Source organism: Pilosibacter sp. YYHA0881 (assembly GCF_051602715.1).
Taxonomy (GTDB): domain Bacteria; phylum Bacillota; class Clostridia; order Lachnospirales; family Lachnospiraceae; genus Alitiscatomonas; species Alitiscatomonas aceti.
Genome location: NZ_CP175657.1, coordinates 347,837 through 359,886, shown reverse-complemented (window position 1 = coordinate 359,886; position 12,050 = coordinate 347,837). Strand labels below are relative to the sequence as shown.

Below are 12,050 nucleotides of genomic sequence, written 5' to 3'. Positions count from 1 at the left end.
AGTCCGCCATTTTTAAGTGGCTGGCTCTCTGTTTTTCTATCTCCTATTTTTGCATTCCAACCGGCCGGGGCACGTCCTTTCCCTGGGACAGCTCCCTTAATGATCGGATTTCAGCCCCGCTCCGCACATGGTGATCAGGCAGTCTCTGGTCTCTCCGTTTTGGCGGCAGAATTCCAGGTAGGCCGCGTAATTGGCTGCAGTGGTGTGTTCACAATAGATCCCCTTTCCGGCCAGGATCTCCCTGGCCTCCAGGATCTTCTCCTCCGGAGCATGGATGAACTGGACATGATATTTATAAGCGTACTCCAGGATCTCTTCTCCCCGCATAGGAACTCCAATGGCAATGCCCTCGGCCAGTGTGGGCTCCGGAGATACCCTGGCGGGCTCCCGGCTGCCCTCCTGGGCCGCCTTTAATAAGGGATCGCATTTTTCGCTCTGGACCGCCAGGATCCGGGGCATGGAGACAATGGCTCCACTTTCCAGCAGATGCTCCAGGGCCTTTACAGCCCCCAGGAAAAGCGTACCGTTTCCCACGGGGATCACCAGATGTTCCGGGATCCTCCCCAGCTGCTCCATGACCTCGTAGATATACGTCTTTGTCCCCTCATAGAAAAATGGATTGTATACATGATTGGCGTAGTACAGCCCTTCCCGGTCGGCCTTTTCCCTGCACACGGCGGCACAGTGGTCTCGGTTTCCGGGCACCACCGTACATACGGCTCCGTGGGCCCGGATCATGGCGATCTTTTTAGGAGAAGTTCCCTGGGGCACAAAGATCTCACAGGGGATCCCGGCCCTGGACGCATAGGCGGCAATGCTGTTTCCTGCGTTGCCGCTGCTGTCCTGGACCACATAGTCCACTCCCGCCGCCTTACAATGGGCCATCAGAACGGCCGCCCCCCGGTCCTTATAGGAAAGGGTGGGCATCATGTAGTCCATTTTTAAAAGAACGTTCCCGTCCATGCGGACCACCGGAGTCATACCCTCTCCCAGGGTCAGCTCCCTCCAGCTTTCGTCCTCCAGAGCCATGTATTTCCGGTAGCGGAACTGGCTCCACTGGCTTTTGTCAATGCCGTCCGGCCTAAAGGGAGGTGGAGTAAAATCCAGCTTCCAGAGTCCCCCGCAGCTGCATCTGGCCTGGCGGGTGGAAACAGATACTTTTTTTCCGCATTTAGAACAGATATAATCCATACTTATTCCTCCTCTTTCCTGGCGCGGAGCTCATCCATCTGCCGGATGGCTGCATCCGCCCGGTTCATACCATATCCGATTCTTTTCTTCACACCTCTGCAATTTATCTTATCTTACATCCCGTATGAAAACCTGTCAATAGACCGGCTCACAGCGACAGTCTCCAGGGCATGAGCCAGGCAGTTTCTGGATTTTCTATCTAAAAAAGCCTCCGGCTGGGGCGGCCGGAGGCTGATACAAAAATAAGAGGTTGTATAATAGGAGGTTTCTATTGTTTTATAATTTCAGTCCCTCCGCGTACAGCCTGTACGTTTCCAGGCCAGAGAGATCTACGTCATTCAGAGTCACCGGCTCCCCTGCCTTCACATCCTGCAGGAGTACCGCTCCGTTTAAAAGATAAAACGGTGCCGCGCTTCCCACAGCTGCCCGTTCCAGAAGCTCCGGTGTCAGGCCATCGATTTCATGGTGATGGCCATGGACTGTGAGTACCGTCCCTGCCGGGATATCCCTCTGGGCGACGCCGGCAAGCACCGATACCTGACGGCATTCACTGTGGGTGCCGATCCCCATGAGATCTCCCTCCAGGATCGAAACCGGGGTCTCCAGCCCCATATAATGATAGGGGTGGTAGATACAGCAGTATTTCCCATTCCGGCTCATCACATGGCCCTTTCCCTTTAAGATCTCCCACATTTTTTTATTCTCACAGCGGACGATGACGAATTCACCGCCGCAGAAGCTTGCCTCATTCTTTTCCCGGAGATTATAGAACACATCCACCACTCCGGTCTTATCCAGGATCCCGCCGTCCTCTTTGGGAATAAAAATATCGGCCAGCTCACTGACCCTGGCCATGGGGTAGCTTAAGAATGGAGACGCCGGGACCAGTCCTGTGATATTGGACACCAGGTTCATCTCACAAAGATCTGCAGAGATCACCTCTGCATATTTGCCCAGCAGCTTTTTCCTGGCCTCCAGGGTTTCGGTCCCCTTATAGCTCCAGCAGTCCAAAAGCTCCGGAAGCTCCTCCGGTCCGCTGTTTCCGTCCAGATATTGGAAGGTCCCTGTCTCCCGGTCCCATACCATATCATATTCGCTGGATTTGCCGGCAGCGATCACCTCCAGGCCCAGAAGCCTCGCCCAGGAATAAAGGTCCAGGAGATTTCTCGGCTGATCCCCGTTTACCAGGGCATACACCGCATGGTTCTCCTCTGCGGTCTGGTTCAGTACAGGACCGCAGACACTGTCTGTCTCCTTGGAGACCATATACACGTTGATCCCTTTCCTCAGCGCCCTTAAGGCCGCGTCGGAGCTGACTGCCGTATTGCCGGTGCACTCCACCAATGCCGTGATCCCGCATTCCGTCACCAGACGGTAATCATCCACAATAAGAATGGCATCCTCAGATGCTGCCTTGATATCCTCCAGGCTATTGCACACCGTGATCCCAGCCTCATCGTAGCCGATCTCCTTCAGTACCTCCAGGCATTCATCCGTATGTCTGGAACAAATGACCCGAAGCTTCATGTGGGCCACTGTGGGGATCTGGGCCAGCAGCGTGTACCCATAGCCCTTGGTGGCTCCCACTACTCCCACCCGGGACACCCTTCCTGATCTGTCATTGAGAAGATTTGTATAATCCATAGATTCTGCTCCTTTTCTTTTATGGACGGAATACGATCTTAATGGCCGCATCGTCCTTATCTGCCAGGTCAAAGCCGGCCCGGATATTCTCCAGCCGGAATTCATTGGTGATCAGCGGATGGATCTTTACACTGCCCTGGATAATAGGCCGCAGGGTATCGGGCACCCATACATACCGCTCCTGCCAGGTATGATGCACCAGACAGGTATTGACAAATTCCAGGCCGTCGTCATGCCACCGGCTGATATTTAAATTCACCGGAGTGGTCACCCAGCTGTAAAAAACAAACTTTCCATTGTGGCGGATCATGGCGCTGGCGGCATTGAAGGATTCTGCCGTTCCGGCGGCCTCCACCACCACGTCGGCTCCTCGTCCTCCGGTCAGTGCCTTCACCTTTGCCACCGGGTCCTCTTCTCTGGAATTGATGACCACATCAGCTCCCAGGGATTTTGCCAGATCCAGCTTTCCATCCAGCACATCCACCACGATCACCTGGTAAGCGCCCTTCAGCCGGGAACACTGGGCAATGATCTGTCCCGCGTAGCCGCCTCCCATGACCACCACCGTATCGCCCAGCTGGACGCCGGTATGAAGTCCGGAGAACATGGCGCAGGCCGTGGGCTCACCCAGGGCAGCGATATCCATATCCAATCCCTCGGGAACCGGCTGGAGCTGGAAGCTTTTTGCCTTAAAATAATCCGCAAAGTTATTATTCCATCCAAAGGCCATGACCTTGTCTCCCACCTTGTAGTCACTGACGCGGCTTCCTACGGCTGCCACCGTCCCGCCGCTCTCATGGCCCAGAAGAAAGGGAAACTCCGGCGGCTGGCGGAACTCCGCCGTCTGGGGCGGAAGGAAGCCTCTGTAAAAGCTCTTATCCGATCCGCAGATCCCCATCATATGGTTCTTTACGATAATATCGTCCTCTCCGCATTCCAGTTCCCGCTCGATCAGCTCGATATCATAGGCTTTATTGAGCCTGGCTGCTCTTGTGATAAATTTTTCCATTTCTGCTTCCTTTCTGCAGTCTCTCCAGGACTGCGCCCCTTCGGGAGCAGACGCGGGCCGGCCGCTGCTGCGGCTTCCTCCCGCGCCCTGCCCCCGGCACATCAGATCACATGAAGGGCCACCAGCAGGCAGGTCACTGCGGCTCCCACAAAGCCGGCCACAGTGGATGCGCCGCCCACGGCGCGGATTCCCTGGTTCACATCCATATTGGACATGGAAACCGTTACCCAGAAGCCGGAGGAATTGGCATGCTTAAACATCAGCGCACCGGTACCGCAGGCCAGGAAGGCCGCCACCGGAGAGATCCCCAGGGTTGCCAGCATGGGCTCCACCAAGGCTGCCGCCGTCATAACGCCCAGAGAGTTGGAGCCAGTCACCACATGGATGATGGCTGCGATGATAATAGGGATCAGGATCGCCGGAAACGCGGACTGGGCAATGACTTCCGCAATCTTTTCAGCAACGCCCGCGTTCTTAACAAAGGTAGCCAGGGCTCCGCCCATGCCTGTTACCACAATGGGCATGGCCGCGGCATTGATCCCGTCGTTGACCCAGTCGTTCAGCACCTTTTTGCTCTTCCAATCCTTACCGGTCAACAGAAGGGAAAGGATACAGCCAGTGAAGAGAGCAGCCAGAGGACTTCCGATGAATGCGCAGAAATTGGCGATCTGCGTATCGGGAACCAGAACAGAGGCCGCTGTATTCACAAAGATCAGAGCCAGCGGGAACAGGATCGGGAGCAGGGATCTGGACAGGGACGGAAGCTCCATGTGCTCCGTCTCCCTGGCAGCTGCCAGGAATTCCTCCTTGGGAGCCACCGGTGTTTTTAAGGACATACAATAGAAGGTCGCCGCGATCACGCTGGGAACCGCAACGATGGCTCCCCAGAGGATGGCCTGGCCCAGCGGCACGTTCAGCAGGGCCGCAGCAGACACCGGCCCCGGTGTAGGCGGTACAAGAGACGCTGTGACCAGGGCTCCAAGATAAAGAGCCGTGCCGTAGCTCATCATGGATTTCTTCGTCTGGACTGCCAGCATGGACACGATGGGGATCAGAAGGATCACCACTGTATCGGCCCAGATGGGGATACCCAGGATGGCAGAGCTCAGGGCAATGGCCCAGATCATGTGCTTTTCACCCACAAGGCCAATGGCCCATTTGGTGATCCGGATGGCCGCTCCTGTCTTTTCCAGCACGGTTCCCATGGTACAGCCCAAAAAGATCACGATGGCCACACTTTTAATGGTACTGGAGAAACCGCTGTTGATGGTCCCCTCGATGTCCTGCCAGGGTGTCCCCAGGGCAATGGCCAGAATAAATGCCGACAGAAGGATTCCCATGGCGGCGTTGACTTTGCACTTGGAGATCAGCACGATCATCAGGACGATCACCAGAGCAAATACGATCAGTACGTACGATGTTGACATAAGTCAAACCCCCTTTTGTATTTTTCAGATATCCATGTTAAAAAGCAACCTTTATGCCAAACGGATCGTCCTGCGCAGATTTTCTTTTTGTGTCAGTGTTTTCCTTGTGTGTCCTGCATGGTCTTTTCATGCTGTTTTTCCTTTTTATGTGCATATTCAATAAAATTTAGTTGCAAATATGTTGCGATGCATCATTTGCATCGTGTTTCATCTCTGCACCATCCAGATTGTTTCAGACCGGGATCACAGATTATATTTTTTCATTTTTCTCCACAGGGTGGAGCGGTCCATTCCCAGAAGCCCGGCAGCCCGGACGCGGCTCCCTTCGCATCGTTCCAGGGCCTCCAGGATCCGCTCCCGCTCGGGCCTTAAGGGATCTGCCGGAAACGCCGTGCATGCAGTTCCGCTCTCCTTTGTTTCCGTTTTCCTTTCTTCCATGCCGGCCTCCTCCAGGTCCCTGGGATACAGGGCGCGGCTCAGGTCCTCTTTTGTCAGTATACTTCCGTCCCCAAGCACCAGGGCCCTCTCTGCAATATTCCCAAGCTCCCGTATGTTTCCCATAAAAGGATACTGGTACAGCAGCTCCAGGGCCTCCGGCTCCGTCACCGGAGCCTTCACACCCATATCCTGGCAAAGCTTCCCCAGCAGATGGCAGAACAGAAATTCCACATCCCGCTCCCTCTGCCTTAAGGGCGGCAGAAACAGCCGCAGCACATCCAGCCGGTACATCAGATCCTTCCGGAATCCTCCCTCCTCAGACAGCCTTGTGATGCTCTTGTTGGTAGCTGACAGGATCCGCACATCGATATCGATGACCTTATTATCCCCAATGCGGCGCACCTGCTTTTCCTGAAGGGTCCTCAGGAGCTTGCTCTGGGTGGAAAGAGAGATCTCCTCCACCTCATCCAGAAACAGAGTGCCTCCATGGGCCTGCTCAAACAGCCCCATTTTTCCTCCCCTGCTGGTGCCTGTAAAGGCTCCCTCCACATAGCCGAACAGCTCGCTTTCCAGCAGATTTTCCGGCAGGGCCGCACAGTTGATGGCTACAAAGGGACCGTTTTTCCTGCGGCTGCTGTTATGGATGCTCTGAGCAAACAGCTCCTTTCCCGTTCCGGTTTCACCCACGATGATCACGTTGGAATCCGTTGCCGCGTACCGCCGGGCCGTCTCTATGGTCTCCTTCATGGTCCCGCTCTCGTGGAGGATGTCGTCAAAGGTGTATCTGGCCTTCAGCCCCCGCTCGCTGAGCTTTCTCCTGATCTGGCTCTCCAGATTCTGGATCAGGGTGATATCCGAAAGGCAGATCACTGCTCCAGATATTTCCTTGTTGGCGATCACCGGACGGCAGCTCACCGACACCCTAGTCTTCGTTCCCGGTATGGTGAGGATCCGCCCGCTCTGTTCCAGGCCTCCCGTCATGACCGTCTCAAAATCCTTATAAAGATAGGGAAGAACGGTCTTCAGCTTCCGGTCCATGAGGCTCACATCTCCATTCATCTGCCGCACCACCCGGTTTCTGACCCGGATCACTCCGTTCCTATCCACGTACAAAAGACCGTCCTCAGAGGAATAAATGATCGTCTTATACATCTGGGAGATCACCCGTTCGCCGCGGATCCGGTCCACCGTGCGCACCGCCTCATCCACAGCCCGGGCCACCGTATCCTGGCCAGTTTTTATGACCACCGACGGGATTCCTCTGTGCTCTGCCAGGATACAGGCCGAATATCCCCCGACCACAGCGTCGCAGCCCGAAGCCAGGATCCTTTCCATGGTCTTTTCCAGATCGTCATGAAGCACCGGAGCAAACACCGCCGCATTGACCCCCACCATACGGCAGATCTCCTCAGCCTCAAACAGCCGGCTCTCAAAGCCACAGATGGCGATCTTTCCGGGATGAAAGAGCTTTTGGCACTCGATCACCGCCCGCAGCATATCATAACCGGAAATATCCAGACAGATGGTGGGTATGTTCTTATATCGGGCAATGGTCTTCTGGGCTGAATAGCCCCGGGCAATGATGGCATCGTATTCGTCTGCCGGCACATCCGGCGTATCCTCCACTGTCATCACCTGGACATCCGCGTCCAGGCGCTCTCTTTCCGGGTGATGCGCAAGCACGTAGTCTACGATCTCCTTCAGCTCCGGATACGGAACGATCACTAATAATCTTATCATGGGTTCCTCCTGAATTTTATGTTGCACACTTGATTGCATTTTCGTTGCATTGTTTCAAGTATACTGCATCATGATGCGTCCCGTCAACCAGGGGAGCGGTGGGACGCGGCGGATTTCCCCGGTTTCCGTCTGGCACAAAATTTGCTATTATATGTACAGCAACAGTAAATGTACCAAAACGCCGCCGGAGGAGGCAATTCCCCTCTCTGGAGGCGCAGATATAGGAGGAAACAGATATGGCAGTATTCGGATGTATTGCAGATGATTTTACCGGCGCCAGCGACGCCGCTTCATTTCTTGTAAAAGGCGGCATGAGCGTCCGCCTCTATAACGGGATCCCGGAACGCCCGGAAGACGGGGACAGCGCCCAGGCCATTGTCATTGCTTTAAAATCCAGGACACAGGAAACAGCACAGGCAGTGGATGACAGCCTGCGGGCAGCCAGGTTTCTTCTTAACCAGGGTGCACGGCAGCTCTATTTCAAGTATTGTTCCACCTTCGATTCCACCCCGAAAGGCAACATTGGGCCCGTGGCCGACGCACTTATGGATCTTATGGACGTGCCCTGTACCATTCTCTGCCCCGCTCTTCCCGTCAATGGCCGCACCGTGGAGCACGGACATCTGATGGTGAATGGCGTTCCCCTTCATGAAAGCCATATGAAAAACCATCCGCTGACCCCCATGTGGGACAGCAGCATCAGCCGGCTCATGGAACCCCAGAGCCAGTGGCCCTGTATCCCGATGGAGGATCCATCTTCATTTTCCCTGGAAAAAGCGGCAGAAAAGGCCGGTGCCAGAAGGTTCTATATCATTCCCGATTATAAAACCACCGAAGATGGCCGCGCCATCGCCGCAGCCTTTAAGTCCCTCCCCCTTCTCACAGGAGGAAGCGGACTCCTGGAGCCTCTGGCAAGACTCTGGTCCCAGGAGCTGGGAGGCGCTGCAAAAATCCCGGAAAGCCTCGTCTCCGGAAAAGCGCTCCTGCTGGCCGGAAGCTGCTCCCAGGCGACCCTGGGACAGATCGCCTGGTACGAAGCCCAGAAAAAGCCCTCCTATAAACTGGATCCCAAAGCACTGCTGGAGGGAAGACAGACCGTGGATGATGCCTGGCAGTTCATCCAGGAGCATGAAAACAGTTCTGACGCCGTTCTGGTTTATAGCTCTGATACACCGGAAAAGGTAAAGGAATTCCAGTCCCTGGGTGCTGAAAAAGTCGCCTCCCTTCTGGAGGACGCTGCCGCCCGGCTGGCTGTAAAGGCAGTAAAAGCCGGCTATACCAGGATCATCTCGGCCGGAGGCGAGACCTCCGGCGCCGTCACCAGAGCCCTCGGCTTTTCTTCCTATCTGATTGGAGAAAGCGTGGCTCCCGGCGTTCCCATCATGGTTCCGGCGAGGGAGCCCGGTGTCCGCCTGATTTTAAAAAGCGGCAACTTTGGCCAGGAGGATTTCTTTGGCCGTGCCCTTTCCATGACCGGCGGCACGGATCCCGTTCTGGACCAGAAGCTGTCCGACGCCGTCTGGACAGCCCGCAGCCTTTTTGACCGGGGAAAGACCAGTGGCTCCTCTGCCAACATGAGCTTCCGCCACAAGGACAGGATCTATATCAGCGCCACCGGCTCCTGCTTCGGGACCATGAAAAAAGAGGATTTCGCTGTGCTTTCCATGGACGGCACTGTGCTTTCAGAAAAAAAGCCCAGCAAAGAATGGCCTCTGCACCTGGCACTGTACGAAAAATCTTCTGAAACCGGGGCCGTGATCCATACCCACAGCACCTTTTCCGTCCTCTGGAGCTTCGTTCCCGCGAAAAATGACCAGGACTGCATCCCGGATCATACACCTTACCTGAAAATGAAGCTGGGAACCGTGGGACTCGTCCCCTACGAAAAGCCCGGCTCCGAGGCACTGTTCCAGGCATTCCGGGAGCGGGTGGGGGCTTCCGACGGCTTCCTCTTAAAAAATCATGGACCGGTCGTTCCCGGAAAATCTGTCATGGATGCCTTTTTCCGCCTGGAGGAGCTGGAGGAAAGCGCCCGGATCGCCTGGGAGCTTTTCCGGGCCGGTCTGGAATAGAAAGCCAGCCCTTCAATGGCTTTTTCGCTTTAGTGCGCTGAGTTTTTTGTTGACATTTACCAGGGGGTGATTTAAAATTTAATTCCAGGAGGACTTGATTATGAAAGATTTGACCATCGGTTTTATCGGGCTGGGACTGATCGGCGGTTCCATTGCCCGGGGAATAAAAAGAAGCCGCAGGGACGTGCGGATCATGGCATATATGAGGAGCCGGGATAAGCTGGAGCAGGCAAAAAGAGATGGCGTCGTGGACGTGATCCTGGACGGCATCGGCGAGGAGATCTCCTGGTGCGATCTGGTCTTTCTCTGCACCCCGGTGGAATATAATGCTTCCTATCTGGAGCAGATCCGCCCGCTTTTAAAGCCCGGCGCCCTGGTCACAGACGTGGGGAGCACCAAAACGGATATCCATGAGACCGTAAAGCGGCTGGGTATGGAGGAGGTCTTTGTGGGCGGCCATCCCATGGCCGGATCAGAAAAGACCGGCTATGAGAACTCCACAGACCATCTCCTGGAAAACGCATACTATATGATCACGCCCACAGAAAAGAGCACCCCGGAGCAGATCGGACGGATCCGGCGGGTGGCCCTGTCCATTGGAGCCATTCCCATGGTCACCGATTACCGGCAGCACGATTTTTCTGTGGCCGCCGTCAGCCATCTGCCCCATCTGGTGGCCTCCAGTCTGGTGAATCTCGTAAGGGATAATGACAATGAGGAGGAGCTCATGCGGACCATCGCCGCCGGAGGCTTTAAGGACATTACCAGGATCGCCTCCTCCTCCCCGATCATGTGGGAGCAGATCTGCATGACCAATACGGAGAATATCAAGGTACTGCTGCGCCGGTACATCCAGTCTCTTGAAACCATATATGAGGAGCTGGACCGCCGGGATGGAAGCTCCATCCACCGGCTGTTTGAAGAGTCGGGCGCATACCGCAACACCTTCTCCAGCCACAGCCGCGGCCCCGTGGCCCCGGATTATTCCTTTACCGTGGATATCGTGGACGAACCTGGCTCCATTTCCACTCTGGCCGTGCTCCTGGCCTCCAAGGGCATCAACATCAAAAACATCGGCATCAACCATAGCCGGGAAGAGGGCGAGGGCGCTCTCCGGATCTCCTTTTATAACCAGGACTCCGAAACCAGGGCCTATGAGCTGCTGAAAAAATACAACTATACGCTTATTAAATAGAAATGAGGCATTCCATGAAACTCTCTCCCGCAAAAAGCATCCGGGGCTCCGTTACAGTCCCCGGTGATAAATCCATTTCCCACCGCAGCGTCATGCTGGGCTCCATCGCCAGAGGAACCACGGAGATCCATGGCTTTCTGGAGGGGGCCGACTGCCTCTCCACCATCTCCTGCTTCCGCCATATGGGCGTGGACATTGAAAACAAAAACGGCGTGGTCACAGTCCACGGCAAAGGCCTCCATGGTCTTTCGGCTCCCTCAGTCCCCCTGGACTGCGGAAACAGCGGCACCACCACCCGGCTCATTTCCGGGATCCTGGCAGCCCAGGGCTTTTCTGCCGTTCTCACCGGCGACGCCTCCATCCAGAAGCGGCCCATGGGCCGGATCATCACCCCTCTTTCCATGATGGGGGCAGATATAAAAAGCATCCATGAAAATGGCTGTGCGCCGCTCCAGATCACCGGAAAACCTCTTTCCGGGATCTGCTACGACTCTCCTGTGGCCTCTGCCCAGGTAAAGTCGGCCATTCTCCTGGCTGGCCTTTATGCCGAAGGGGAGACCCGTGTCACAGAGCCCCAGATCTCCAGGAACCATACGGAGCTGATGCTGAAATTCTTTGGCGCGGATATCCGCACCGAGGGCTCCACCGCCACGGTCCGCCAGACGCCGGAGCTTTACGGGAACCGGATCACCGTCCCCGGGGATATCTCCTCCGCCGTGTACTTTGCCGCCGCAGGAATGATCCTTCCCAACTCTGAGGTGCTCATTAAAAACGTAGGGATCAATCCCACCCGCGCCGGCCTTCTTACGGTCTGTAAGGCCATGGGAGCTGACCTGACCCTTATAAACCAGGACCACAGCGGCTCTGAGCCCACCGCCGACCTGCTGGTACGCTCCAGCAGCCTCCATGGTACGGTGATCCAGGGCTCCGTCATTCCCGCCATGATTGACGAGCTTCCCACAGTTGCCCTTATGGCCTGCTTTGCCCAGGGCCGCACCGTCATTAAAGACGCCGCTGAATTAAAGGTCAAGGAATCCAACCGGATCGCCCTTGTGGCAGAAAATCTAAGGGCCATGGGAGCCGACGTCACTGAGACCGACGACGGCATGATCATCGACGGCGGCCGTCCTCTCCACGGCGCGTCCATCTCCGCCCATAAGGACCACAGGCTCGCCATGACCTTCGCCATTGCCGCCCTTGCCGCCGAGGGCAGCACCGAGCTTCAGGACGCCGACTGTGTTTCCATTTCCTATCCTGATTTTTATACAGATCTAAAAAGGCTGGTCCGCAGTTAAATACTGCGCCCAGCCCTTTCTTTTTCCTTCCCGTCCGGC

Annotated in this window: 8 protein-coding genes and 1 pseudogene; 4 read left to right on the top strand and 5 right to left on the bottom strand. The window is 55.7% G+C overall.

The window, feature by feature from the left end:
• Window positions 1–96: 96 nt before the first annotated feature.
• From ACI6NM_RS01740 to ACI6NM_RS01720, 5 genes are all read right to left on the bottom strand, one after another.
• Window positions 97–1,191 (bottom strand): threonine synthase, encoded by a 1,095-nt coding sequence (locus tag ACI6NM_RS01740; protein WP_262427655.1) that lies wholly within the window; start codon window positions 1,189–1,191, stop codon window positions 97–99.
• 276 nt (window positions 1,192–1,467) lie between these two features.
• Entirely contained in the window at window positions 1,468–2,835 is a 1,368-nt protein-coding gene (locus ACI6NM_RS01735; RefSeq protein WP_022274643.1) for an SAF domain-containing protein, read from the bottom strand.
• Between the two features lie 19 nt (window positions 2,836–2,854).
• The gene (locus ACI6NM_RS01730) at window positions 2,855–3,844 is read right to left on the bottom strand and encodes a zinc-dependent alcohol dehydrogenase (protein ID WP_215653542.1); all 990 of its coding nucleotides are present in this window, start codon (window positions 3,842–3,844) and stop codon (window positions 2,855–2,857) included.
• Window positions 3,845–3,945: 101 nt separating this feature from the next.
• Window positions 3,946–5,271, bottom strand: coding sequence for a GntP family permease (locus tag ACI6NM_RS01725; protein ID WP_022274640.1), 1,326 nt, complete (start codon window positions 5,269–5,271; stop codon window positions 3,946–3,948).
• A gap of 243 nt (window positions 5,272–5,514) precedes the next feature.
• On the bottom strand, window positions 5,515–7,449 hold the full coding sequence (locus ACI6NM_RS01720) for a sigma 54-interacting transcriptional regulator (protein ID WP_262427654.1): 1,935 nt from the start codon (window positions 7,447–7,449) through the stop codon (window positions 5,515–5,517).
• Window positions 7,450–7,685: 236 nt separating this feature from the next.
• Between ACI6NM_RS01720 and otnK the strand changes: the two are divergent.
• From otnK to aroA, 4 genes and pseudogenes are all read left to right on the top strand, one after another.
• Window positions 7,686–8,924: pseudogene (gene otnK / locus ACI6NM_RS01715) on the top strand (3-oxo-tetronate kinase); the annotation flags it as partial.
• On the top strand, window positions 8,919–9,521 hold the full coding sequence (locus tag ACI6NM_RS01710; RefSeq protein WP_252207579.1) for a class II aldolase/adducin family protein: 603 nt from the start codon (window positions 8,919–8,921) through the stop codon (window positions 9,519–9,521). The pseudogene otnK and the gene ACI6NM_RS01710, both read left to right, overlap by 6 nt.
• Window positions 9,522–9,621: 100 nt before the next feature.
• The gene (locus tag ACI6NM_RS01705) at window positions 9,622–10,716 is read left to right on the top strand and encodes a prephenate dehydrogenase (protein ID WP_262427653.1); all 1,095 of its coding nucleotides are present in this window, start codon (window positions 9,622–9,624) and stop codon (window positions 10,714–10,716) included.
• A 14-nt stretch (window positions 10,717–10,730) separates the two neighbouring features.
• Window positions 10,731–12,011: a 3-phosphoshikimate 1-carboxyvinyltransferase gene (gene aroA / locus ACI6NM_RS01700; RefSeq protein ID WP_262427652.1), complete on the top strand. Its 1,281-nt coding sequence runs from the start codon at window positions 10,731–10,733 to the stop codon at window positions 12,009–12,011.
• Window positions 12,012–12,050: the final 39 nt, after the last annotated feature.

Coding starts and splice junctions, on each gene's coding strand:
- ACI6NM_RS01705 (WP_262427653.1), top strand. CDS start 9,622: ATGAAAGATTTGACCATCGGTTTTATCGGGCTGGGACTGATCGGCGGT.
- ACI6NM_RS01710 (WP_252207579.1), top strand. CDS start 8,919: ATGACCGGCGGCACGGATCCCGTTCTGGACCAGAAGCTGTCCGACGCC.
- aroA (WP_262427652.1), top strand. CDS start 10,731: ATGAAACTCTCTCCCGCAAAAAGCATCCGGGGCTCCGTTACAGTCCCC.
- ACI6NM_RS01720 (WP_262427654.1), bottom strand. CDS start 7,449: ATGATAAGATTATTAGTGATCGTTCCGTATCCGGAGCTGAAGGAGATC.
- ACI6NM_RS01725 (WP_022274640.1), bottom strand. CDS start 5,271: ATGTCAACATCGTACGTACTGATCGTATTTGCTCTGGTGATCGTCCTG.
- ACI6NM_RS01730 (WP_215653542.1), bottom strand. CDS start 3,844: ATGGAAAAATTTATCACAAGAGCAGCCAGGCTCAATAAAGCCTATGAT.
- ACI6NM_RS01735 (WP_022274643.1), bottom strand. CDS start 2,835: ATGGATTATACAAATCTTCTCAATGACAGATCAGGAAGGGTGTCCCGG.
- ACI6NM_RS01740 (WP_262427655.1), bottom strand. CDS start 1,191: ATGGATTATATCTGTTCTAAATGCGGAAAAAAAGTATCTGTTTCCACC.